This is a genomic window from Sphingomonas turrisvirgatae, from assembly GCF_001721295.1.
GTDB classification, from domain to species: domain Bacteria; phylum Pseudomonadota; class Alphaproteobacteria; order Sphingomonadales; family Sphingomonadaceae; genus Sphingomonas; species Sphingomonas turrisvirgatae.
This window is the reverse complement of record NZ_MDDS01000013.1, coordinates 193,627-214,951: the sequence shown is the minus strand read 5'-3', so window position 1 is coordinate 214,951 and position 21,325 is coordinate 193,627. Positions and strand designations below refer to the sequence as shown.

The 21,325-nt window shown below is 64.7% G+C and carries 24 protein-coding genes; 11 read left to right on the top strand and 13 right to left on the bottom strand.

Features of this window, described 5'->3' with window-relative positions; all coding sequences use genetic code 11:
• The first annotated feature begins 8 nt into the window (after positions 1-8).
• Both BFL28_RS21075 and BFL28_RS06335 read left to right on the top strand, forming a co-directional pair.
• Positions 9-170 carry a hypothetical protein gene (locus BFL28_RS21075; protein WP_173655689.1) on the top strand — a complete coding sequence of 54 codons (162 nt, stop codon included), beginning with the start codon at positions 9-11 and terminating at the stop codon, positions 168-170.
• Positions 170-790, top strand: a complete 621-nt coding sequence (locus BFL28_RS06335; RefSeq protein WP_241527235.1) for a cupin domain-containing protein — start codon at positions 170-172, stop codon at positions 788-790. Before BFL28_RS21075 ends, BFL28_RS06335 begins: the two co-directional genes overlap by 1 nt.
• 12 nt (positions 791-802) lie before the next feature.
• Here BFL28_RS06335 and BFL28_RS06330 read toward each other — a convergent pair whose 3' ends face one another.
• The 3 genes from BFL28_RS06330 to BFL28_RS06320 form a co-directional block, all read right to left on the bottom strand.
• Positions 803-1,741, bottom strand: coding sequence for a cation diffusion facilitator family transporter (locus BFL28_RS06330; protein WP_069319742.1), 939 nt, complete (start codon positions 1,739-1,741; stop codon positions 803-805).
• Positions 1,742-1,814: 73 nt separating this feature from the next.
• Positions 1,815-2,330: an EF-hand domain-containing protein gene (locus BFL28_RS06325; protein ID WP_069319741.1), complete on the bottom strand. Its 516-nt coding sequence runs from the start codon at positions 2,328-2,330 to the stop codon at positions 1,815-1,817.
• A gap of 110 nt (positions 2,331-2,440) precedes the next feature.
• Positions 2,441-2,704 carry a hypothetical protein gene (locus BFL28_RS06320; protein ID WP_069319740.1) on the bottom strand — a complete coding sequence of 88 codons (264 nt, stop codon included), beginning with the start codon at positions 2,702-2,704 and terminating at the stop codon, positions 2,441-2,443.
• Positions 2,705-2,903: 199 nt separating this feature from the next.
• On the opposite strand from BFL28_RS06320, the gene BFL28_RS06315 reads away from it, so the two are divergent.
• The 4 genes from BFL28_RS06315 to BFL28_RS06300 are packed head-to-tail and all read left to right on the top strand — an operon-like array spanning position 2,904 to position 6,445.
• The gene (locus BFL28_RS06315; RefSeq protein WP_069319739.1) at positions 2,904-4,865 is read left to right on the top strand and encodes a pilus assembly protein; all 1,962 of its coding nucleotides are present in this window, start codon (positions 2,904-2,906) and stop codon (positions 4,863-4,865) included.
• Complete coding sequence (locus BFL28_RS06310; RefSeq protein ID WP_069319738.1) at positions 4,865-5,449, top strand: TadE/TadG family type IV pilus assembly protein; 585 nt, start codon at positions 4,865-4,867, stop codon at positions 5,447-5,449. The genes BFL28_RS06315 and BFL28_RS06310 overlap by 1 nt, the downstream gene beginning before the upstream one ends.
• Positions 5,446-6,099 (top strand): TadE/TadG family type IV pilus assembly protein, encoded by a 654-nt coding sequence (locus tag BFL28_RS06305; protein ID WP_069319737.1) that lies wholly within the window; start codon positions 5,446-5,448, stop codon positions 6,097-6,099. Before BFL28_RS06310 ends, BFL28_RS06305 begins: the two co-directional genes overlap by 4 nt.
• 37 nt (positions 6,100-6,136) lie before the next feature.
• Positions 6,137-6,445, top strand: coding sequence for a PilZ domain-containing protein (locus tag BFL28_RS06300; RefSeq protein WP_069319736.1), 309 nt, complete (start codon positions 6,137-6,139; stop codon positions 6,443-6,445).
• 11 nt (positions 6,446-6,456) lie between these two features.
• Here the strand turns inward: BFL28_RS06300 and queA are convergent, their stop codons facing one another.
• From queA to BFL28_RS06275, 5 genes are all read right to left on the bottom strand, one after another.
• Positions 6,457-7,512, bottom strand: coding sequence for a tRNA preQ1(34) S-adenosylmethionine ribosyltransferase-isomerase QueA (queA, locus tag BFL28_RS06295; protein ID WP_069319735.1), 1,056 nt, complete (start codon positions 7,510-7,512; stop codon positions 6,457-6,459).
• Between the two features lie 32 nt (positions 7,513-7,544).
• Complete coding sequence (locus BFL28_RS06290; protein WP_069319839.1) at positions 7,545-8,240, bottom strand: peptidylprolyl isomerase; 696 nt, start codon at positions 8,238-8,240, stop codon at positions 7,545-7,547.
• A gap of 128 nt (positions 8,241-8,368) precedes the next feature.
• Positions 8,369-8,875: a pantetheine-phosphate adenylyltransferase gene (coaD, locus tag BFL28_RS06285; RefSeq protein ID WP_069319734.1), complete on the bottom strand. Its 507-nt coding sequence runs from the start codon at positions 8,873-8,875 to the stop codon at positions 8,369-8,371.
• Positions 8,876-8,898: 23 nt separating this feature from the next.
• The gene (locus BFL28_RS06280) at positions 8,899-9,810 is read right to left on the bottom strand and encodes a polyprenyl synthetase family protein (RefSeq protein ID WP_069319733.1); all 912 of its coding nucleotides are present in this window, start codon (positions 9,808-9,810) and stop codon (positions 8,899-8,901) included.
• Positions 9,807-10,052 (bottom strand): exodeoxyribonuclease VII small subunit, encoded by a 246-nt coding sequence (locus BFL28_RS06275; RefSeq protein ID WP_069319732.1) that lies wholly within the window; start codon positions 10,050-10,052, stop codon positions 9,807-9,809. Before BFL28_RS06275 ends, BFL28_RS06280 begins: the two co-directional genes overlap by 4 nt.
• 104 nt (positions 10,053-10,156) lie before the next feature.
• On the opposite strand from BFL28_RS06275, the gene BFL28_RS06270 reads away from it, so the two are divergent.
• Positions 10,157-11,518, top strand: a complete 1,362-nt coding sequence (locus BFL28_RS06270) for an NAD-dependent succinate-semialdehyde dehydrogenase (RefSeq protein ID WP_069319731.1) — start codon at positions 10,157-10,159, stop codon at positions 11,516-11,518.
• Here the strand turns inward: BFL28_RS06270 and BFL28_RS06265 are convergent.
• The 5 genes from BFL28_RS06265 to BFL28_RS20055 all read right to left on the bottom strand — a co-directional run bounded on the left by BFL28_RS06265 (position 11,515) and on the right by BFL28_RS20055 (position 18,045).
• Positions 11,515-13,209, bottom strand: coding sequence for a long-chain-fatty-acid--CoA ligase (locus tag BFL28_RS06265; RefSeq protein ID WP_069319730.1), 1,695 nt, complete (start codon positions 13,207-13,209; stop codon positions 11,515-11,517). The genes BFL28_RS06270 and BFL28_RS06265 overlap by 4 nt on opposite strands.
• Positions 13,210-13,244: 35 nt before the next feature.
• On the bottom strand, positions 13,245-13,448 hold the full coding sequence (locus tag BFL28_RS20715) for a hypothetical protein (protein WP_131818610.1): 204 nt from the start codon (positions 13,446-13,448) through the stop codon (positions 13,245-13,247).
• 71 nt (positions 13,449-13,519) lie between these two features.
• A complete protein-coding gene (locus BFL28_RS06260) occupies positions 13,520-15,184 on the bottom strand; it encodes a diguanylate cyclase (RefSeq protein ID WP_079246979.1) in 1,665 nt (554 codons plus the stop codon).
• Positions 15,185-15,369: 185 nt separating this feature from the next.
• A complete protein-coding gene (clpA, locus tag BFL28_RS06255) occupies positions 15,370-17,688 on the bottom strand; it encodes an ATP-dependent Clp protease ATP-binding subunit ClpA (RefSeq protein ID WP_069319728.1) in 2,319 nt (772 codons plus the stop codon).
• Positions 17,689-17,850: 162 nt separating this feature from the next.
• Complete coding sequence (locus tag BFL28_RS20055; protein WP_079246966.1) at positions 17,851-18,045, bottom strand: DUF1192 domain-containing protein; 195 nt, start codon at positions 18,043-18,045, stop codon at positions 17,851-17,853.
• 66 nt (positions 18,046-18,111) lie between these two features.
• Between BFL28_RS20055 and BFL28_RS06250 the strand changes: the two genes are divergently transcribed.
• The 4 genes from BFL28_RS06250 to BFL28_RS06240 all read left to right on the top strand — a co-directional run bounded on the left by BFL28_RS06250 (position 18,112) and on the right by BFL28_RS06240 (position 21,252).
• Positions 18,112-19,110 (top strand): NAD(P)H-quinone oxidoreductase, encoded by a 999-nt coding sequence (locus tag BFL28_RS06250; RefSeq protein ID WP_241527234.1) that lies wholly within the window; start codon positions 18,112-18,114, stop codon positions 19,108-19,110.
• Positions 19,107-19,247: a glutathione S-transferase family protein gene (locus BFL28_RS20455; RefSeq protein ID WP_193790885.1), complete on the top strand. Its 141-nt coding sequence runs from the start codon at positions 19,107-19,109 to the stop codon at positions 19,245-19,247. The genes BFL28_RS06250 and BFL28_RS20455 overlap by 4 nt, the downstream gene beginning before the upstream one ends.
• An 81-nt stretch (positions 19,248-19,328) precedes the next feature.
• The gene (locus tag BFL28_RS06245; protein ID WP_069319727.1) at positions 19,329-20,201 is read left to right on the top strand and encodes a UDP-2,3-diacylglucosamine diphosphatase; all 873 of its coding nucleotides are present in this window, start codon (positions 19,329-19,331) and stop codon (positions 20,199-20,201) included.
• A gap of 28 nt (positions 20,202-20,229) precedes the next feature.
• Positions 20,230-21,252, top strand: a complete 1,023-nt coding sequence (locus BFL28_RS06240) for a glycosyltransferase family 4 protein (RefSeq protein ID WP_069319726.1) — start codon at positions 20,230-20,232, stop codon at positions 21,250-21,252.
• Positions 21,253-21,325 lie beyond the last annotated feature (73 nt).

Genomic DNA, 21,325 nt, shown 5'->3' with positions numbered 1-21,325 from the left:
GATCGGCGATGAGCGACCCACTGAACTCCGGCGACGATGCCGCGCCCGGCACACCGGGAACGGGTGAGAATGTCTGCCCTCGCTGCCGCGGTACCGGGCGGCTGGATGATGCCGATTGCCCCGAATGCGGCGGCACCGGCAAGGTGGTCGAGGGGATTGGCGGCGCCTGATGGCCGATCCCGACGACCAGGCACTAAGGGAAAGCGCGCGGCATCGCGGGCTGAAGCTGGTCAAGTCGCGCCGGCGCAAGGCCGGGGGCGATTTCGGCAAGTACGGGCTGACCGACGCCGGGGGCAAGCAGCTGTTCGGCTTCGGCGAGGGCGGGCTGACTGCCAGCGCTGACGAGGTCGCGACCTACCTGCGCGGCGCGATGCGCAACGACTGGGCGGAGGCGGCCAAGGGACTGCCCAAGGTCAAGGCCAAGCCTGCACCCGCGCCGAAGCCGCCGCCCAAGCCCAAGCTGCGCAAGCCGAAAGTCGCGAACATGCTCGCCAACCTGCCGGCGGCCAAGCGGGGCGAGGTGTTCACGCAGCTGGCCGGCGTGGGCAAGGCCCGGGTCGAACGGATCGTCTCAGCGGGCCAGAGCACGCCGGAAGATGCGCCGTTCGAGCAGCCGCATGACGAGTGGGTCGTGCTGCTGGCGGGTAGCGCGGCGATCCGGCTTGAGGGGAGCGAGGAGGCGGCGCTGGCACCGGGCGATCATCTGATGATCCCGGCGCGTACGCGGCATTGGGTCACGCGGACCGATCCCGATCGGCCGACCGTCTGGCTCGCCGTGCATTTCGGCTGATCGCGGCAGGCCTCAATGGCCGTGGTGCAGCCCACAGGGATCGTCATCGCCCAGTTCGATCTGCAGCGTCGCGTGCCCGATGCCATAATCATGCTCCAGCCGATGCTCCGCATCGCGCAGGAACGCGTCGCCCGGGTGCCCCCCGGGCATGAGCAGATGTGCGGTCAGCGCGACTTCCGTCGTGCTCATCGGCCAGATGTGCAGGTCATGTACGCGCGTTACACCCGGCAGGGTGCCGAGCGTCGCCTCCACCTTCTCGGCATTGATTCCCGGCGGCACGGCGTTGAGCGCCATCGTAACCGAATCGCGCAGCAGGCCCCATGTGCTCCACAGGATCACCGCAACGATGATCAGGCTCAGCGCCGGGTCGATCCACGCCTGTCCGGTCCACAGGATCAGCGCGCCGCCCACGACTACCGCCGCCGAAACGGCTGCGTCCGCCGCCATGTGGAGATAGGCGCCCCGGATGTTGATGTCGCCCTTGCGTCCGCTGGCAAACATCAGGGCGGTGACCGTGTTGATGACGATCCCGATCCCCGCAACGATCATCACCGTCGTGCCCGGAACTGGCGGCGGCTCGGAAAAGCGCCGCGATGCTTCCAGCGCGATCGCACCCACGGCGAACAGCAACAGCACGGCATTGCCCAGCGCGGCGAGGATGGTCGAGCTGCGCAACCCATAGGTGAACCGGCGCGAGGCGGGGCGCTTGGCCAGCGACGCGCCGCCCCATGCGATCAGCAGGCCAAGAACGTCGGACAGATTGTGTCCGGCATCGGCAAGCAGCGCCATCGAACCGGTCCACAGCCCCGCCGCGCCCTCCACGAAGACGAAGGCGAGGTTCAGCGTGGTGGCGATCAGGAACGCGCGGCCGAAATCGGCGGGAGCGTGGCTGTGGCCGTGGCTATGTGAATGACCGTGCGCGGCATGGTCGTGGCGGTGCGATCCGGACATCGCAACTTTCTTAGCGGCTGCGCGGCATGAGATGCTAGGACATCCGCTCAGGCCCGCCGCACGCCGCGACCGGTCAGCGCCGCCGTCGTTGTCGGGGCGATCCGCCGGATTCGGCCGGCCGATCGCCGGGGCGCGTGGTCTGCCGCACGGTCAGCAGTTCGCTGCGCGCGATCGCACCGTTCTTGTCGCGATCGAAACGATCGAAGAATAACGCGAACCGCGCCTGCAGCTCTGCCAGCGAGATCCGGTTGTCACCATCCTGGTCGACTTCAAACGGGCTGGGCAGCGCGTTGCGGTTCCCCAGCCAGCGCTCAGCCCAATCACCAAAGGCGATATAGCCGATCGTCGGCTCATCCTTCGCGATCGATGCAAAGCTGCGGGCAACGCCGTCGTCGAACTCTGCGCGCGTGACGCTGGCATCGCCATTTGCATCGAACGCCGCGATTGCCATCGCGACCGGTTCGGCGATCATCAGCGGGATCGGCTCTGCACCGGGCTGGGGCTGCTTCACCGGGAGGCCCGCCGGCACGACATCCTGGGCGACAGGCGCGGCAGCCAGCAGCGAAGCGAGCAGGATGAAGTGATACATGGGCTTCCCGGAATGATGCGGCTATGCCCCGGTGATAGCCCGCAATTTACGGCAGGGACATGGCACGATGGCCGGACAATCCGGCACGACGGGCTTAGGCCGGCCGCCTGCTAGCCGGCAGCGACGGACTGCGAGCCAGGAACCGACGCTCGCGTCGCGGCTTTTGCCGCCCGACCGATCGTGCCGATCAGCTTCACATAAAGCAGCGTGGCAATGACGCCGGCACCGGCGGAGATCGCCACGATCGCCAACACGGCAAAGCGGCTTCGCAACAGGCTGAGGTGCAATGCTGCGGGATGGTCGCCGTGGGCGAGCGCCTGAACCATCTGGCTACGGGCGATTTCCGACGCCGCGGTGCATCCGATGGCGAACATGGCGGCAGCACTGATAAGTAAAACTTGGACGGATCGGCGTGTCATCTCGCTCTCCTGAAGCCGGCGTCATAGGTCATTTGGCGTAAAAATTCGGTATCCGGCCGAAACGATCACGAAGATGATTTGGGATTAGGCAGCAAAGTGCCGCCTTAGCGGTTGGTTAAGCAATGTATGGCATCCAGCTTCATGGGGGACTTCCATGACTGGCCGTATGATCGCACTGTTGAAGCAGCTGGCGCCCGACCGTCGGGGCAACACACTCATGCTGTTCGCGTTCGCGCTGTTTCCATTGATGGCAATGGTTGGCGGCGCAATGGACGTCAGCCGCGAATATCTCGTCAAGTCGCGCTTGCAGCAGGCCTGCGACGCCGCCGTTCTGGCTGGCCGGCGATCGATGACGGGATCGGATTTCGACAAGGAATCCGAAGCTGCGGCGAATCGCTTCTTCATCGCGAACTTCAATGCGGGACGTTACGGCAGTCGCAACTCGACCATCCAGTATAAGGTCAGCAACGACATGATCGTTCGCGCGACCGCCAATGCGACGGTGCCGATGACCGTCATGTCCGCGTTCAGGCAGCCGGCCGTGGACATTCAGGTGCAATGCGAAGCGCAGCTGCAGCTGCCGAACAGCGACATCATGTTCGTCCTCGATACCACGCTATCGATGGGCGAAACCAATCCCGGCGACAGCCAGCCGCGGATCAAGGTGCTGCGCAAGGCCGTGGTGGATTTCTATTCCACGCTGGACAAGGCGAAGATGGGCGGCGTGCGCGTGCGCTATGGCTTCGTGCCCTATTCCTCGACCGTCAACGTGGGGATGCTGCTGAAGCGCGACTGGATGGTCGACAGCTGGACCTATCAGTCGCGGGAGAAGGGCGAATATACGGAGACGGCGTCCGGCGCGCAGGGCGCGAGGACCACAACCTATACCGGGTGGACGAAGCTATCGGGTATGGTCGAGACGCTCAAGAGCACATTGCCGTCCGAAAGTTGTGTCGCGCCGGGCAATACGTCCAAGACGACGACCGAGAACACGACCCCCGTCGAGACGACACAACCGAACGGCGATCTGTGGAAGACTTGGACTCAAACTCAGACGATCAATGGCAGTAACTATTCCGCCGCCCTGTCGAATGGCGTCTGCACGCTGACCGAGACTCGATATACGAATTACAAGCAGAGTCGCGTGGCGACGGAGAAACCGAACCCAAATGCGGGTCAGACGGGGATCAACAAGAACTATTTCTGGTATTACAAGCCGGTTGCCTACAATGTCGCGGGCCTGAAAGGCTCGCTGGCGACCGGGCTGGTGAGCGGCGGCAGCTTTGTCGCGCAGATCGGCAACAACCATGCGAACCGGACGATCAGCTGGCCTGGCACGACTGGCGCCTGCATCGAAGAGCGTCAGACCAGTTCGCCCAATGACAGCCAGCCTGCCTATGATCTCGATGTCGACCTGGTGCCCAACCCGGGGGACCCGCGCACGCAATGGCGGCCGGCCATTCCCGCTTTGGTCTATGCGCGCGCGGTCGGCAACTATACCAACCCGACCGGGTGGAACACGGCGACCGTGCGGACGACGAGCAACTACATCAACCTGTCGTCCTATCCGAACGATCGCGCAGCCTGTCCGTCGCCTGCGATGAAGCTGGCCGAACTGACCAATTACAGCATCAATGCCTATCTCAACAATTTGAACCCGGCCGGGCTCACCTATCATGACGTCGGCTTCCTGTGGGGGCTGCGGCTGATGTCGGCGCAGGGGCTGTTCGCGTCCGAAAATGCGACCGCGCCAAATGGCGGCTCGATCAGCCGGCACCTCATCTTCATGACCGACGGCGACACGGAAACGAATATCTCGGATTACGACGCCTATGGCCTGTCCGCGCTCGACCGGCGCCGCACCAGCTCGGCCGCGCTGCCGACCAGTAGCGCGCAGGACGCGATCGTCGAAACCCGGCTGCTGCAACTTTGCAAGGTTGCCAAGGAGCAGAAGAACATCACCGTATGGGTGATCGCCTTCGGGACCACGTTGACGCAGATGCTGCGGGACTGCGCCTCACCGAACCGCGCCTATCAGGCGAACGACTCGGTTCAGCTCAGCCAGACCTTTGCCGAGATCGCCGCGCGGATCTCGCAACTGCGGGTGACGCACTGATGCCTCGGCGCGCTTTTCGGCGGGATGCGCGTGGCGTCAGCACGATCGAGTTCGCGATCCTCAGCCCAGTCCTGTTCCTGATCATCTGCGGTGGGCTTGAGATCGGTCACACGATGTACGTGCAATCGGTGCTGACCGGCCAGATGCAGAAGGCGGGGCGCGATCTCGCGCTCGAAGGCTCCGCCAATGTCGACGCGCGGATCGCGCTTCAGGCCGGTGTCACGAACGCGGTCAAGACGCTGGTGGCCAAGCCGACCATCACCTTCGTGACAAAGGCGTATCACGACTATCGCAACGTTGGACGGCCCGAGGAATATGTCGACACCAACGGCAACGGCATCTGCGACAATAACGAACCCTATGTCGATGCCAACAACAGCGGGTCGTGGGACAAGGACGCGTCCAACAAGGGGCCAGAGGGGGCGAAGGACGTCGTGCTGTTCGAGGCGACGGTGAAGTATGATCGCATGATCGTGGGGCCGTTGTTTCCGTTCGGGAAGGAAGTGCAGCTGACCTCGAGCACGCTGCTCCGCAATCAGCCCTCGACCGAACAGGCTGCGGCGCCGCAGCGGAATTGCCCGTGATCCGTTCGCCGCTGCGCCGTCCGGGCTCGGGGCTGCTTCACGACAGGCGGGCCGTCGCGATCGTCGAATTCGCGCTATGCGTTCCCGTGTTGCTCGTGCTCGTGCTCTACGGCATCGAACTCGCCAACTACCTGATCGTACGGCAACGCGTCAGTCAGCTTGCGCTACAGGTCGCCGACAACGCCAGCCGCATCGGCGTCGAGAGCGTGATGACGAGCGTGCCGATCACCGAGACGCAGATCAACGATCTTCTGCTCGGTGCAAAGCTGCAAAGCGCAGCCCTGGACGTCGAGCGAAACGGCACGATCATCCTGTCCAGCCTGGAGACCAATTCAGGTGGTGGCCAGTGGATCCATTGGCAGCGCTGCTTCGGTGCGGCCAACTATCCTTCCTCCTACGGCAAAGAGGGCGATGGCAAGAACGGCAACGCCTTCAAGGGCATGGGGCGACCGGGCGAGCTGGTCGTGGCGACGGACAAGGTGCCGGTGATGTTCGTGGAAGTGGCCTATACCTATACCCCGGCAATCTCGAAGACCTTCGCGCCGCAGGAAACCGTCCGCGAAAGCGCAGCGCTGGCCGTGCGCGACGATCGCGATTTGTCGAAAGTCTACAATCCCGGGAACGAGGAGATCGCGATATGCGAGGCTTGAGCTGTGCTGCCCGGCACGGTGGCCACGGAAGCGCACGATGGTGACGAACGTCGTGCCGTCGTGGGCCGAGCGGCGCAACGAAATGCGCGCGCCGGTTGCGATCCATGCTCAGGTGCGCGGCGTCAAATTCTCGTCCGGAAAGCGAGTGGAGGTCACCGACCTCTCCTGCGCCGGGTGCAATCTCAAGAGCATGGGCTTTGCCGAGGGGGATCCGCTATGGATCCACTTCTCCGGTCTTGCGCCGATCCGCGGAACCGTGCGCTGGAGCGACGAACGCGGCGCCGGGGTGCATTTCAGCCAGCGCCTCAGCCGCTACGTCGTCGACCATATCAGCCGCGGCCGATAGAATTGGCGCACTTACGGCAGTAGCAGCGAAGCGTCGCCATACGAGTAGAAACGGTAGTCACTCGCGATCGCATGGGCGTAAGCCGCCTGCATCCGCTCCAGCCCCATCAGCGCCGATACCAGCATGAACAAGGTCGAGCGCGGCAGGTGGAAATTGCTGATGAGCCCGTCGATCCCGCGGAAGCGGTAGCCAGGCGTGATGAAGATCGACGTGTCGCCTTCGAACGGCCGAACGAGCCCATCTTCTCCTGCCGCACTCTCGATCAGGCGCAGGCTGGTCGTGCCGACTGCGATCACGCGTCCGCCGCCGGCCCGAACGGCGTTCAGCCGGTCCGCGGTGTCGGCATCGATTCGCCCCCATTCGGCGTGCATGCGATGGTCGTCGGTATCTTCTGCCTTGACCGGCAGGAAGGTACCCGCGCCGACATGAAGGGTCAGGGTGGTGTGACCGATGCCGGCGGCATCCAGCGCCGCGATCAGTTCGGGCGTGAAGTGCAGCGCGGCGGTCGGTGCCGCGACTGCACCCGGCTCGTTCGCGAACATCGTCTGGTAATCATCGGCATCGCGCGCGTCGGTCGGGCGCTTGGCCGCAATATAGGGCGGGAGCGGCATGTGGCCGGCCCGTTGCAGCAGCAGTTCGACTGGCTCGTCGCCTGGAAAATGCAGCGTGAAGCTGCCGTCCGCATGGCGCGCTTCGGCGACAGCCCTGACATCGTTGCCGAAGTCGATCACGTCGCTCACGCGCAGCCGCTTGGCATTGCGGATGAAGGCGATCCAGTCGCGCGGGCCCTCACGCTTGTGCAGCGTCGCGCCGATCTTCGCCCCGGACCCGGCATCCTCGCTCCCCTCACGCGCGCCGCGCCTGCCCTCGAGCTGAGCGGGGATGACGCGCGTATCGTTGAAGACCAGCAAGTCGCCGGCCCTCAACAGCGTGGGCAGGTCACGGACAATCCGATCCTCGGTCCGTTCGCCGTCCAGCAGCAGCAGGCGCGCGGCGTCGCGCGGCGAGGCCGGCCGCAGGGCGATGCGCTCCGGCGGCAGTTCGAAATCGAACAGATCGACGTTCATCGCTGCTCGGCCCGATCGTGCGGGGCCGCTCCTTACTTCTTCGCCGGCGCCGGCTTCTTGGCAGGCGCCGCAGGCTTGCCCGGGCCTGGCGGCAGTGCAGCCGGTGCGTCCAGAGCGGGGGCAGGGGCGGCCGCCGGTGCCGGCGTATAGGGGGGCGGATTATCCTCGGCGATATAGGCGCGGAGGATGCGGGCCGGGTTGGCAGGTGGCTCGCCGCGCGGGATGGCATCGACATAGGCCATGCCGTCGATCACCCGCCCGAAGACGGTATATTTCTGGTCCAGTTGAAGCCGGGGCGCGAACATGATGAAGAACTGGCTGTTGGCGCTGTCCTCGCTTTGCGCGCGTGCCGACGAGACCGCGCCGCGCACGTGCGGCAGATAGTTGAACTCCTTTTGCAGATCGGGAAGGTCCGAACCGCCCGTCCCGTCGCCCTTGGGATCTCCGCCCTGCGCCATGAAGCCTTCGATCACCCGATGGAACAGCAGCCCGTCATAGAATTTGCGGCGCGTCAGTTCCTTGATCCGCTCGACTGCCTTGGGCGCAACATCGGGGCGCAGCCAAATGGTGACGCGGCCGCCCGTCGACAGATCGAGCAGCCACAGATTGGCCTTGTCCGTCGTTGCGGGCGGCGTCGCACGGCCGGCCGGGCCGGGCACGATCTGGGCGCTGGCTGGCAGCGCGAACAGCGATCCCGCAAGCGCGAGCATAAAGGCAACAAAACGCATCAAGGTCCCCACCGGAAGGAAGCAAGCAGCCGCTTAGAGCAATTCGCTCATTGCCGCAAAATGAATGCGGCGGGTGGCAAAAATGCGGCGTCGCTCGATCTGGCACTGCCGACGCCGCAGCGCGGGGTTCAGCTGCCCTTGCGCCCGATCACTTCGATCCGCGCCGCCACCTCGTCGCGCACGGCGGCGCTGACGAACTTGCGAATCTCGCCGCCATAGATGGCGATTTCCTTGACGAGCCGGCTGGCAATCGGCTGGAGCGAGACGTCCGCCATAAGGAAGACGGTTTCGATGCGGCTGTTCAATTGCTGGTTCATGCCGGCCATCTGATACTCGTATTCGAAGTCCGCCACGGCCCGCAGGCCGCGCACGATCATGCTCGCGCCCTGGCGTTCGGCAAAGTCCATCAGCAGCGAATCGAAGCTCACGACCTGGATCTCGCCTTCGATCCCCGCGACCTCGCGCTCGACCATCGCCATGCGCTCGTCGACGCTGAACATCGGGTTCTTCGACGGATTGGTGGTCACGCCGATGACGAGCCGGTCGACCAGCTTTGCGCCGCGCCGGATGATATCCATATGGCCGAGCGTGATCGGATCGAAAGTGCCGGGATAGACGCCGGTGCGGATAGTCATGCGTTTGCCCCCCGTGAAAAGGTTCAGCGATCCCGCTCGAGCGTGTACCGAGCGATGTCGCGCAGCAGGTCGGCTTCGGACCCGAACTGGCGCAGGTGGTCGATCGCCTGATCGACCAGCAACCGCGCCTGTTCGCGCGCCCGGTCGAGGCCGAGCAGCGTGAGGAAGGTTTCCTTGCCTGCTGCCTGGTCCTTGCGCAGCTGCTTGCCGACGGCCGCCTCGTCACCTTCGACGTCGAGGATGTCGTCGGCAATCTGGAAGGCTAAGCCGATGTGGCGAGCATAACCCCGCAGCCCGGTCCGACCCTCGACCGGAACACGGCCAAGGATTGCGCCCGCCTCGACCGAACAGGCGATCAGCGCGCCGGTCTTGAGCGCTTGAAGGCGGGTGACGGTAGCGAGGTCGAAGCTCGATCCTTCCGCTGCCAGATCCATCATCTGCCCACCGGCCATGCCGGCCGGACCGGCGGCACGGGCGAGGTCGGCAATCAACTCCGCGCGTACAAAGGGGTCGGCGTGAGTCGCCGAATCGGCCAGCAGCTCGAACGCCAGCGCATGCAGGCAATCGCCTGCCAGGATCGCGGTCGCTTCATCGAACGCCTTGTGCACCGTCGGCTTGCCGCGGCGCAGATCGTCGTCGTCCATCGCGGGCAGATCGTCGTGGATCAGCGAATAGACATGAATGCATTCGATCGCCGTCGCCGCGCGCGCGGTGCACAGGCGATCGACGCCGAACAGCTGCGCCGTGGCAAAGGTCAGCAGCGGCCGCAGCCGCTTGCCGCCGCCAATGGCGGCATGTCGCATCGCTTCATAAAGGCGCGCGCGCGGGTCAGCGGGGACTTGCAGCAGCAGGTCGAACTGGCGGTCGACCTCGACCGCGACGTCGCGCAGTGCGGTTTTCAGGTTGAGCGAAGCGTCGGCCACCGCGTGACTCATGCCGCAGCGAACGGCGTGGTGCCGGTGACGTTTCCGCTGGCATCGGTGCGAACCTGCTCGATCCGCGCCTGTGCCGCATCAAGCCGCGCCTGGCACAGCTTGCGCAACGAATCGCCCTGCTCGTACAGGCTGATCGCCTGGTCGAGCGGCACGTCGCCGCTCTCCAGCCGACCGACAATCTGCTCGAGTTGCCTGAGCGCGTCTTCGAACGAGAGGGCTGTTGAATCGGACTGATCGGTCATAGCCGCGCTATGCGCTGCGGGTGGAACCAATTCAACCTCCCGCTATTCCCCGCATGGCGCGCCCGTACTTCCGCCGGGCATCGTTGCGCGGAGCGGAGAAAACCATGTTCACGAGCATCAATCCGGCCACTGGCCAATCCGGCCAAACGTTCGAGCCGCTCGACGAGGAGGGTGTCGAGGCAGCGATCAAACGCGCGGCGATGGCGTTCCGCAGCTGGCGCGTTAGCCCGATCGACACGCGGATCGAACTGTTGCACGGCATTGCCGACCGGTTCGAGGGTGACAAGCAGCATCTGGCGGAGACCGCGGTCCGCGAGATGGGCAAGACGCTCGCCTCTGCCGTCGCCGAAGTCGAGAAGTGCGCGGCCGGTTTCCGCTATTATGCCGAACATGGGCCGGCGTTCCTTGCGCCCGTAGAGGTGGCGACATCGAGCGGCCGCGCGACCGCCCAATGGCAGCCGCTCGGGCCGATCCTGGCCATCATGCCGTGGAACTTCCCCTATTGGCAGGTGGTGCGCTGGCTCGCTCCCACGATCCTGGCCGGCAATGTCGGGCTGCTCAAACACGCCTCGCTTACGCAAGGCTGCGCCGCGCTGATCCAGCAAATGGTGCAAGCGGCGGGTGCGCCCGATGGTCTGTTCCAGAATCTGCCGATCAAATCGGACAAGGTGGCGAGGATCATCGGCGACAAGCGCGTGGCGGCGGTAACCCTGACCGGCAGCGAAGGGGCGGGCGCACAGGTCGCACAGGCGGCGGGCAAGGCGCTGAAGAAAGTGGTGCTCGAACTGGGCGGCTCCGATCCGTTCATCGTCATGCCATCCGCCGACCTCGACGCGGCGGTAAAGACGGCGGTCAAGGCGCGCGTACAGAATGCCGGGCAAAGCTGCATCTGCGCCAAGCGGATGATCGTGCATACCGACGTGTATGACGCGTTCCTCGATCAGTTTACCCGCGCGATGGCCGCGGTGAAGATCGGCGATCCGATGGTGGATGGGGTGGAACTGGGACCGCTGTCGAGCGTCGAGCAGCGCGATACGGTGCTTGAGCAGCTTGAGCGGGCGCAGGCGGACGGCGCAACATTGATCGGCGGCGAGAAGATCGAGCGCGATGGCGCATGGATGACGGCAGGCGTGCTGACCGGTGTCGATCCCGATGCTGACTTTGCACAGGAAGAGATTTTCGGCCCCGTTGCGATGGTGTTCCGCGCGGAAGGCATCGATGCGGCGATCGATCTAGCGAACAATGTTCCATTCGGGCTGGGGTCGAGCGTGTGGTCGCAGGATCAGGCCGAGATCGAACGGTTCGTCCGCGATATCGACGCCGGCATGATCGCAGTGAACCAGATGCTGGCTTCCACTCCCGAAGCGCCGTTCGGCGGCGTCAAGCGCTCGGGCCATGGCCGCGAACTCGGCCCTTGGGGGCTCCACGAGTTCATGAACCTGAAGGCGGTAATGCTGGCGGACTAACCCTGCGCCGCGATCTCCAGCAGCAAATCCTTACGGCTAAGCTTGCCGATCATCGTCTTGGGCAGCTTGTCACGGATCACGACCGCGTCCACCCGCTCGTGCTTGCCCAGTTGCGGGTTCAGCCACGTGTGCAGCGCCTCGCCCGTGATCGGCTCGGCATCCTCGTTCAGCGCGACATAGGCGCGCGGGACTTCGCCGCGATAGGGGTCCGGCATGCCGACGACCAGCGTCTCCTTCACCGCCGGGTGGCGGTACAGCACGTCCTCGATATGCTTGGGAAATACCTTGAACCCGCCAACCGCGATCATGTCCTTCAGGCGATCGACGATGCGGATGAAGCCGTCTTCGTCGATCTGGCCGACATCGCCCGTGCGCAGCCAGCGCCCGCCCGCAGCGTCGATGCAGAAGGTGCTGTCGTCGGTCTCGGGACGGTCCCAATAACCCTGCATGATCTGCGGGCCGGCAAGCACGATCTCGCCCGGCTCGCCGTCCGCTGCAGGCTGGCGCGGGTCTTCCTTGTCCACCAACCGCACGCGGGTGGCGATGATCGGCTGGCCGATTGTGCCCGCCTTGCCCTCGGCCTGATAGGGGTTGGCAGAGACCACGCCCGAGCTTTCGGACAGGCCATAGCCTTCAAGCAGCCGCGCGCCGGTTGCAGCCTCGAACCGCGCCTTTAGCTCGGCGGGTAGCGGCGCCCCGCCGGAGATGCAGTATTTGACGCTGGACCAGTCCGTCTTGGCCATCTTGGGATGATCGAGCAGCGCCTGGAACATGGTCGGCACGCCCGGCAGCGCCTGCGGCCGCGTGCGGTTGATCGCATCCAGCGCCTGTGCCCCGTCGAACCGCGGCAGCATCACGATCTCGCCGCCCGTGATGACGGTGCGGTTCAGCACGCAGGTGTTGGCAAAGACATGGAAGAAAGGGAGTACGCCCAGCACCTTGTCATGCGTGGTGCCGACATCGGGGTCGAGCCGCGCGACCTGTCGCGCATTCGCGCTCAGGTTCTGATGCGTCAGCATCGCGCCCTTCGGCACACCGGTCGTGCCGCCGGTATATTGGATCAGCGCGAGATGCTTTTCGGGGTCGATATGCGGCGTGGTGCAGGTGCCGTCGTTCGCGATCAGTTGCGAGAAGGCAAGGATACGCGGATCCTTCGGCCTTTCCGCAACCTCCCTGCCCTTGAACATACGGTAGAGCAGCGACTTGGCCGCCGGCAGCGCGCCGGCGACGGACCCGACGACAAGCCGTTCCAGACTGCTTGCCTCAAGCACCTTGAGCGCTGTTGGCAACAACGCGGTAGCGCTGAGCGTGAACAGCAGCCGCGTGCCCGAATCCTCGACTTGCGCGCGCAGTTCCTCGACCGAATAGAGCGGCGAGAAATTGACCACGGTCGCGCCGAGCTTGAGGATGCCGTAATAGGCAGCGACATAGTGCGGGACGTTGGGCAGGAACAGCCCAATACGGTCGCCAGGGCCGTAGCCGAGCGCAGCCAGTCCGCACGCCACGCGGTTCGCGCCGTCCAGTGTCTCGGCATAGCTGTAATGCCGACCCAAAAAGTCGAGCAGCGGGGCAGGGCCCATCCGCTTGGCGGATTCGTCGAACGCTGCCGCCATCGACAGTGGCGGCAGATGCTGGTCCCACGGGCCGGGGTGACGATAGGCGGTGCGCCAGGCCTGCTCAGGATTGCTCATTTACACGAGTGTAAGCAAGCGCCTCCAGCTGTCAATCAGCGCAGGACGCGCTTCCAGCTGTGCAGGAATGAAAAGGCGACCAGGCCAAGGTCGATTTTCGCCTCGAACCTGCTGATCGTGCTGGGCGCGGTATCATGCGTCAGACGGATATCGGCGATCGGGTCGGAGACGGCGAGCGCTCCAGCCAGCGCAATCGCGCCGCATCCCAACATCACCCTGCGCCTTTGCAAGCTGCTCATCAACGCCTCCCGATGCAAAACTCATTACGCTTCCACTCGCTGAACCGCAACTGAACTGCGATAAAGCGCGATCAGGCGGCGATCGGCGCGGCACGGACGCGGTCGCGGCCTGCCGCCTTTGCCGCAAACAGCGCCGCATCTGCCGCGCGGTAAAGCGCCTTCCAGTCCGGTTCGTCGAGCAACGGACCAGTAGCGGTGCCGACGCTCGCAGTGACGCGCAGGTCAAAGGGCATGCGCGTGGCGCGCAGGCGGACGAGCAGGGCATTCGGATCGAGCGACGCGCCGATCCCGCAGATCATGGCGAATTCCTCACCGCCGACACGCGCCACCAGCGCGCCGCGCGGGGCAAGATTACGCAGGCTGCGTGCGACGACGCGCAGCACCTCGTCTCCGCCATCATGACCAAGCGTATCGTTGACCTGCTTGAAATGGTCGAGGTCGAGGAGCAGCAGCGTCTGCGGGCCTTGCCGACCGATCGCTGCGGCAAGGAAGGCCCGACGATTGAGCAGTCCGGTAAGCGGATCGGTGTCGGCAAGCCGGCGCGCCACAGTCTCGGCCGCGATCGCCTCGTCCCGCTCGCGGCTGAGCAGCCGGATCCGGTAGGCGATGGCGATGGAGGATATCAGCGCCTCGGTGCCCATTGCGAGGATCGTCGAATTATCGACCCAGAAATGCCATTCGATCCAACCGAGATTGGCAAAGACGCGAACGCTGGCGGCAAAGATCGGCAGCGCCCAAGCGATGGCGAATATCCAGAGATAATTGGAACGCGACCGCCATGCTCGCCACAGCGTCGCGCTGACCGTAATCAGCACGCCAAGGAACACGCTGCTGAAGACCGGATCGGCATAGCGCACGCCGGACGGCGCGATCAGCACGAACGCGGTGCCGACGGTTACCAGCGCAGCGACGGTGAGCTGAATCGCCAGCCGCAATCGCCGACCAAATACATGTTCCTCGAAAAATGCGCGCGCAAACAGCAGCGCCGCAGCGCAGGCATAGGTCAGCAGCAGATAGTTGAGCCGCAGCCTGAGATGGTTGTCGATGCCTGGAAACGCCCAAGCCAGCGCACCTGATGAAGTCGCTGCATAGCAGATGAGCATCAGCATCATCACGCAATAGGCGAGCTGAAACGGATATCGCAGCGAGGCCCATAGCGCGAGATTGTAGATCATGAGCGCGATGGCGAGACCGGCAAACCCCGCGTAGATCGCTGCCATCGCCAGGTTCGATCGCGCACTTTGCTGGGCTGTGGCGATCCGGGCGCCGACGACGATGCCGCGTAGATTGGCCGCTCCCTCGACATGCCACAGCAGCCGCTCGACCGGCGCGGCGCGCGGGGGCAGGGGGTATTCGACGATCGCGCCTAGCTGGATGCGTCGTGAATAAGTGGTGTGGCGGTCGCGCATTACGGCGACATGGCCGTCGGCATACAGAACGTAGAGATCGACGCCGTCCTGCCACAGGCTGCTCATGCGCAAGGTCAACGGGGTCTCGACGCTCGATCGTTGACCGATCGGCGCCGAAATCGCCCAAAAGGTGCCGGGCCCGAGGTCGCGTTGCTGGGTGGTGCAATCGAACCGGTCGGGCTGACGCATCAACTGGCTGGCTTGGTCACCCGGCTGCGCGGCAAGGGTACAGACCGCCAGGGGACGCCCGACCTGACCCGCGCCATAGCCCGATGCTTGCGCCGCCGGCATCCCAGTCAGCATCGTGACGAAAGCTACGGCCTTCATCAGCCAGAGAATGAGCGTCGCTCGCATGAGCGCGGTCTAGGAAGCGGAAGCGAACAACTGGTAAACGCGAGGTTGATCGGTCGATGTAACACACTCGTAATGAGCGCATACTGGGGCTTGTTCAGCTCTTAAGAAAAGGGCGGACCGATCGGCCCGCCCCCTCGAAATCATGGCGCGGATCCCGCTCAGGCCTTGGCCGCCACCGCCTTCTTGCCACCGCCCTTCTTGGGCCGCTTGGGCGCTGCCGGGACGATGGCGAAGTTGAGCCCGCCATCCTTCAGCTTCACCTCGACCTCGCCGCCATGCACCAGCTTGCCGAACAGCAGTTCCTCGGCCAGCGGCTGCTTGATCTTCTCCTGGATCAGTCGGCCCATCGGGCGCGCGCCATACAGCTTGTCATAGCCGCGCTCGGTCAGCCACGCCTTCGCTTCGTCGTCCAGGTTGATATGGACGCCGCGGTCGGCCAGCTGAAGCTCGAGCTGGAGGATGAACTTGTCGACGACACGCTCCACCACCTTGGGCGGCAGATAGTCGAAGGGCACGATCGCATCGAGACGATTGCGGAATTCCGGCGTGAACAGCTTCTTCACCGCCTCTTCCTGAACGTCGTCGCGGCTCAGCTCGCCGAAACCGATACTCTCGCGCGCCATGTCCGACGCGCCGGCGTTAGTGGTCATGATCAGGATCGTGTTCCTGAAATCGACGGTCTTGCCGTGGTGGTCGGTCAGCTTGCCGTTATCCATCACCTGAAGCAGGATGTTGAACAGATCGGGATGCGCCTTCTCGACCTCGTCCAGCAGCAGCACGCTGTGCGGGTTCTGATCGACCGCATCGGTCAGCAGGCCGCCCTGATCGTACCCGACATAGCCCGGAGGCGCACCGATCAGGCGCGATACGCTGTGCCGCTCCATATATTCCGACATGTCAAAGCGCTGAAGCGGGATGCCCATGATCTCGGCCAGCTGCTTGGCGACTTCGGTCTTGCCGACGCCCGTGGGCCCGCTGAACAGATAGTTGCCGATCGGCTTGCTGGGATCGCGCAGCCCCGCGCGCGACAGCTTGATCGCGCTGGACAGCACCTCGATCGCCTTATCCTGCCCGAACACGACGCGCTTGAGGTCGGTTTCCAGTCCCGCCAGCACACGCGTGTCGTCGGCCGATACCGTCTTTGGCGGAATGCGCGCCATGGTCGCGATGACCGCCTCGATCTCCTTGGCGGTGATCGTCTTCTTGCGCTTCGCCGGCGGCACCAGCATCTGCATCGCGCCGACCTCGTCGATCACGTCGATCGCCTTGTCCGGCAGCTTGCGGTCATTGATGTAGCGGGCCGACAGTTCGACTGCCGACTTGATCGCGTCCGGCGTGTACTTGACCGAATGGTGATCTTCGAACGCCGTGCGCAGGCCGGCCAGGATCTTTACCGTATCCTCGATCGTCGGCTCGTTGACGTCGATCTTTTGGAACCGGCGCAGCAACGCGCGGTCCTTTTCGAAGTGGTTGCGGAATTCCTTGTAGGTGGTCGAGCCGATGCAGCGGATCGAGCCGCCTGACAGCGCGGGCTTGAGCAGGTTCGACGCATCCATCGCGCCGCCGCTGGTCGCGCCGGCACCGATCACCGTGTGAATCTCGTCGATGAACAGGACGGCGTGCGGCAGCTTCTCAAGTTCGGACACGACCTGCTTCAGCCGCTCCTCGAAATCGCCGCGATAGCGTGTGCCGGCCAGCAGTGCGCCCATGTCGAGCGAGTAGATGACGGCTTCCTTGAGCACCTCGGGCACGTCGCCCTCGACGATCTTGCGGGCCAGACCCTCGGCGATCGCCGTCTTGCCGACACCCGGATCGCCGACATAGAGCGGGTTGTTCTTGCTGCGGCGGCACAGGATCTGCACGGTGCGATCCACTTCTGGTCCGCGCCCGATCAGCGGATCGACCTTGCCGGCCTTCGCCTTCTCGTTCAGATCGACGGTGAACTGCTTGAGTGCACTCTCGCCCTTCTTGCCTGCATCCGCCTTTGCGGGCTTTTCTTCTTCGGCACCCTTGGGTGTCGAGGCTTCGGTTGGGGCCGCGCCCTTGCCGACCCCGTGGCTGATGAAGCTGACGGCATCCAGGCGGCTCATATCCTGCTGCTGCAGGAAATAGACGGCATAGCTCTCGCGCTCGCTGAACAGCGCGACCAGCACGTTTGCGCCGGTCACTTCGTCGCGGCCGGAGGACTGGACGTGCAGGATCGCGCGCTGAACCACACGCTGGAAGCCGCTGGTCGGCGAGGGGTCGGTTTGCTGATCGACGCGCAGCGCCTGAAGCTCGGTATCGAGATAGTGCGCGACGGTGTTCTTGAGTTCGCCCAGCTCCACGCCGCACGCACTCATTACCTTGCTGGCATGTTCGTCATCGACGAGCGCGAGCAGCAGATGTTCGAGGGTCGCATATTCGTGGCGGCGCGAGGAAGCGGCTTCCAGCGCGCGGTGCAGGGTGGATTCGAGGGCGGAAGCGAAACTAGGCATTCGGGATCAACTCCAGTCGGACCGTAAGGTTACACCCGCACCAGAAAATCGTGGCTGGGTGCCGGCCCGTCTTTTCCAATGTTGGAAGTGCGGCCCTCTGCTGCAATGGCAGCGGCGTTCGCACCGGAGCGGAAGGCGTGGCGCCCGGCTCCGGTGCTGCGCTCATCGCTTGAATAGCGAATCGGCGCTTGCGCGGTGATGAACCGCGCGTTCTTTCTTTTGTCGGCAGCGCCCAATCTCGGCTTCGAGCAGCGCGATCCGCGCATCGAGTTCCTCGACCGAAAAAGGGTCGAGGTCCTGTTTGCCGAGCAAGGCGGCAGGGTCGTCTTTCCGGCGGGGAAGATCGTCCAGTTCCATTGCGATGGAACGTTGACCCTCGGCCAGTCGATGTCAATAACACCTTGGCGCAAAACGGGGGATTTGATGACGCTGCCTGAAACGATGCGAGCGATCGATCCCGATTCGCCCGGCGGACCGGAGGTGCTGGTCGCGGCGCAGCGACCTGTTCCAAGTCCCGGCCCTGACGAAGTGCTGATCCGCGTCGTCGCGGGGGGGGTCAATCGGCCCGACGTGCTGCAGCGCATGGGCGGCTACCCGCCGCCGCCGGGAACCACCTCGATCCTGGGGCTGGAGATCGCCGGTGAGGTCGTGGCCGTGGGCGACGGCGTCCCGGCAGAATTGATCGGCCAGCCGATGTGCGCGCTGATCGCCGGGGGCGGCTATGCCGAATATGCCGTGGCGCCGCTCGGCCAATGCCTGCCAGTGCCCGACGCCCTGACCATGGTCGAAGCCGCGGCAATGCCCGAGACGCTGTTTACCGTTTGGACCAATTTGTTCGAGCGCGGCTACGCCAGCGAGGGCGACGTCGCGCTGGTCCATGGCGGGACGAGCGGCATCGGCACAATGGCGATTTCGCTGTGCAAGCTGTTCGGAGTGACGGTGATCGTCACTGCCGGCAGCGACGAGAAGGTTGCGGCGTGCCTGGCGCATGGTGCCGACCACGCGATCAACTACAAGAGCGAGGATTTCGTCGGTCGGGTGAAGGACCTGACCGAAGGGCGTGGCGTCGATGTCGTACTCGACATGGTGGGCGGCGACTATGTCGCGCGCAACATGAAGTGCATGGCCGATGACGGCCGCCACGTCTCGATCGCGGTACAAGGCGGCGCCATGGCGACCGTACCGGTGTTCGAGATCATGCGCCGGCGCCTGACGCTCACCGGGTCGACGCTCCGCGCACGTGACGTGGCGTTCAAGTCGCTGGTCGCGGACGAATTGACGCGGCAGGTCTGGCCGCATGTCGAAGCGGGCCGGCTGAAGCCGGTCATCGACAAGGTCTTTCCGCTGTCCGAGGCTGCCGAAGCGCACCGGCGGATGGAGGCGGGGACGCACATGGGCAAGATCGTACTGGCGGTCGCGTGACTGACCTGGTCCTTCACGAATATGCCTATACCCATGTTGCCGAAGATGGCGGGTTCGCCCTCGCCGAGTTTCCCGCCGTACAGGCGTGGATTGCGCGGGTCGAGCGGCAGGAGGGTTGCATTGGCATCGATGCGTGACATCGGCGTGACGCCGCCACCCGGCGAAGTGTAACAACTCGCCGCCATATGTCGCTGCGGGCAAGCAATTGCGGGGCGCAGATGGGCACGATCACCCGGTTTCCATTTATCGACCTTTCCGGCTTTGCCGCAGTCGAGCCGGCCATCCCGGAACGTGATGATTGCGGGCGTCGGCAGTATCGCACCATCTGGATCAGCGACGTGCATCTGGGTACGCGCGGCTGCAATGCCGAGATGCTGATCGACTTCCTGGATCATGTCGACAGCGAGACGATCTATCTGGTCGGCGACATCATCGATGGCTGGCAACTCAGGAAGCGGTTCTACTGGCCGGCCGCGCACAACGACATCGTCTGGCGGCTGCTCAAGCGTGCCAAGCGCGGCGCGAGGGTCGTCTATATCCCCGGCAATCATGACGAGATCTTCCGGCAGTTCAGCGGGCTGAACTTCGGTGGCGTCGAGATCAAGCGTCAGGCGATCCACACCACCGCCGATGGCCGGCGGCTGCTGGTGCTGCACGGCGACGAATTCGATGCGATCACGCTGTCGCACCGCTGGCTCGCGCATGTCGGCGACGCTGCATACACCGCAGTCATGGCACTCAATCGCTGGTGCAACCGTTATCGTCGCTGGCGCGGCCTGCCTTATTGGTCGCTCAGCAAGCATGCCAAGCAGAAGGTCAAGAATGCGGTCGAGTTCGTCTGTGGGTTTGAGGAGATCGTCGCCAGGGAAGCCGCCGCGCGCGGTGTGGATGGCGTGATCGCCGGGCACATCCATACGGCGGGGATGCGCACGATCGACGGGATCGACTATTATAACGACGGCGACTGGGTCGAGGGTTGCACCGCGCTGGTCGAGCACGGCGACGGGCGAATGGAAATCCTGCACTGGGCGGACGAGATCGCCGCGCGTGAGCGCCAGCAGGACGCACTGCCCGCATTGGCAGCGGCATGAGGGTCGGCTCGTGACGCACGCAGCAGCCATGCGGATCGCGATCGTCACCGACGCTTGGGAGCCGCAGGTCAACGGCGTCGTGCGCACGCTTCAGGCGGTAAGCGGCGTGCTCAGGGCGCAGGGGCACCGGTTGCTGATCATTTCGCCCGACCGCTTTCGCTCGGTGCCGTGCCCGACCTACCCCGAAATTCGGCTCGCCATGGTGCGCAGCCGGACGATCGGCGACCTGCTTGACGATTTTGCACCGGATGCCGTGCATCTCGCGACGGAAGGGCCGGTGTGCGTCGCTGCACGCCGCTGGTGCTTGAAGCACGATTTTCCGTTCACCACGGCCTATCACACGCAATTTCCCGACTATGTACAGGCGCGGGCCGGCGTGCCTGCCGAGTGGGTGTGGCACTATATCCGCTGGTTTCATGCGCCGGCTCAGGCGATCCTGGCGTCGACTGACTCGATCCGGCAGGCCCTGCGCGCGCATGGCCTCACTCAGGTTCGGCATTGGGGGCGCGGCGTGGACCTTGCCGCGTTCCGGCCCGGCGTGCCGCACCATCCGGCGCTGTGCGATCTGCCACGCCCGCTCCAGCTTTACGTCGGGCGGGTCGCGATCGAGAAGAATATCGAGGCGTTTCTCGACAGCCGCGTCCGTGGCACGCAGGTGATCGTCGGTGAAGGCCCAGCGCGCGCGGCGCTAGAGGCGCGCTACCCCCAGGCGATCTTCACCGGCGCGCTGTTCGGCGAGGCGCTGGCCAGCGCCTATGCCGCAGCCGATGTCCTCGTATTCCCCAGCCGCACCGACACCTTCGGCCTCGTGATGATCGAGGCGCTGGCGTGTGGAACGCCCGTGGCCGCCTTTCCGGTGACGGGGCCAATCGACATCCTGACGCCGGCGACCGGTGCAATGGCCGATGATCTGGACAGCGCCATCCGCATGGCACTGGATTGCGACCGCGCCGCATGCGCCGCGCACGGGCGCAGCTTCACATGGGAGGCAAGCGCCGCCCAGTTCCTGCGCGCACTGGCGCCGATTGCTGGCCGGCTGCGGGCAGCCTGATCCATTGCCCCAACGGGCAAATGTCGGAACCGGCCAGCTTTGTCGTGCGCTGACACAGTTATGCGACAAACTC

Coding starts and splice junctions, on each gene's coding strand:
- clpA (WP_069319728.1), bottom strand. CDS start 17,688: ATGCCTAGTTTCGCTTCCGCCCTCGAATCCACCCTGCACCGCGCGCTG.
- BFL28_RS06250 (WP_241527234.1), top strand. CDS start 18,112: ATGACGCTGCCTGAAACGATGCGAGCGATCGATCCCGATTCGCCCGGC.
- BFL28_RS06300 (WP_069319736.1), top strand. CDS start 6,137: ATGGTGACGAACGTCGTGCCGTCGTGGGCCGAGCGGCGCAACGAAATG.
- BFL28_RS21075 (WP_173655689.1), top strand. CDS start 9: ATGAGCGACCCACTGAACTCCGGCGACGATGCCGCGCCCGGCACACCG.
- queA (WP_069319735.1), bottom strand. CDS start 7,512: ATGAACGTCGATCTGTTCGATTTCGAACTGCCGCCGGAGCGCATCGCC.
- BFL28_RS06280 (WP_069319733.1), bottom strand. CDS start 9,810: ATGAGTCACGCGGTGGCCGACGCTTCGCTCAACCTGAAAACCGCACTG.
- BFL28_RS06315 (WP_069319739.1), top strand. CDS start 2,904: ATGACTGGCCGTATGATCGCACTGTTGAAGCAGCTGGCGCCCGACCGT.
- BFL28_RS20715 (WP_131818610.1), bottom strand. CDS start 13,448: ATGAGCAGCTTGCAAAGGCGCAGGGTGATGTTGGGATGCGGCGCGATT.
- BFL28_RS06325 (WP_069319741.1), bottom strand. CDS start 2,330: ATGTATCACTTCATCCTGCTCGCTTCGCTGCTGGCTGCCGCGCCTGTC.
- BFL28_RS06270 (WP_069319731.1), top strand. CDS start 10,157: ATGTTCACGAGCATCAATCCGGCCACTGGCCAATCCGGCCAAACGTTC.
- BFL28_RS06335 (WP_241527235.1), top strand. CDS start 170: ATGGCCGATCCCGACGACCAGGCACTAAGGGAAAGCGCGCGGCATCGC.
- BFL28_RS06275 (WP_069319732.1), bottom strand. CDS start 10,052: ATGACCGATCAGTCCGATTCAACAGCCCTCTCGTTCGAAGACGCGCTC.
- BFL28_RS06330 (WP_069319742.1), bottom strand. CDS start 1,741: ATGTCCGGATCGCACCGCCACGACCATGCCGCGCACGGTCATTCACAT.
- BFL28_RS06260 (WP_079246979.1), bottom strand. CDS start 15,184: ATGAAGGCCGTAGCTTTCGTCACGATGCTGACTGGGATGCCGGCGGCG.
- BFL28_RS06240 (WP_069319726.1), top strand. CDS start 20,230: ATGCGGATCGCGATCGTCACCGACGCTTGGGAGCCGCAGGTCAACGGC.
- BFL28_RS06265 (WP_069319730.1), bottom strand. CDS start 13,209: ATGAGCAATCCTGAGCAGGCCTGGCGCACCGCCTATCGTCACCCCGGC.
- BFL28_RS20055 (WP_079246966.1), bottom strand. CDS start 18,045: ATGGAACTGGACGATCTTCCCCGCCGGAAAGACGACCCTGCCGCCTTG.
- coaD (WP_069319734.1), bottom strand. CDS start 8,875: ATGACTATCCGCACCGGCGTCTATCCCGGCACTTTCGATCCGATCACG.
- BFL28_RS06290 (WP_069319839.1), bottom strand. CDS start 8,240: ATGCGTTTTGTTGCCTTTATGCTCGCGCTTGCGGGATCGCTGTTCGCG.
- BFL28_RS06320 (WP_069319740.1), bottom strand. CDS start 2,704: ATGTTCGCCATCGGATGCACCGCGGCGTCGGAAATCGCCCGTAGCCAG.
- BFL28_RS06245 (WP_069319727.1), top strand. CDS start 19,329: ATGGGCACGATCACCCGGTTTCCATTTATCGACCTTTCCGGCTTTGCC.
- BFL28_RS06310 (WP_069319738.1), top strand. CDS start 4,865: ATGCCTCGGCGCGCTTTTCGGCGGGATGCGCGTGGCGTCAGCACGATC.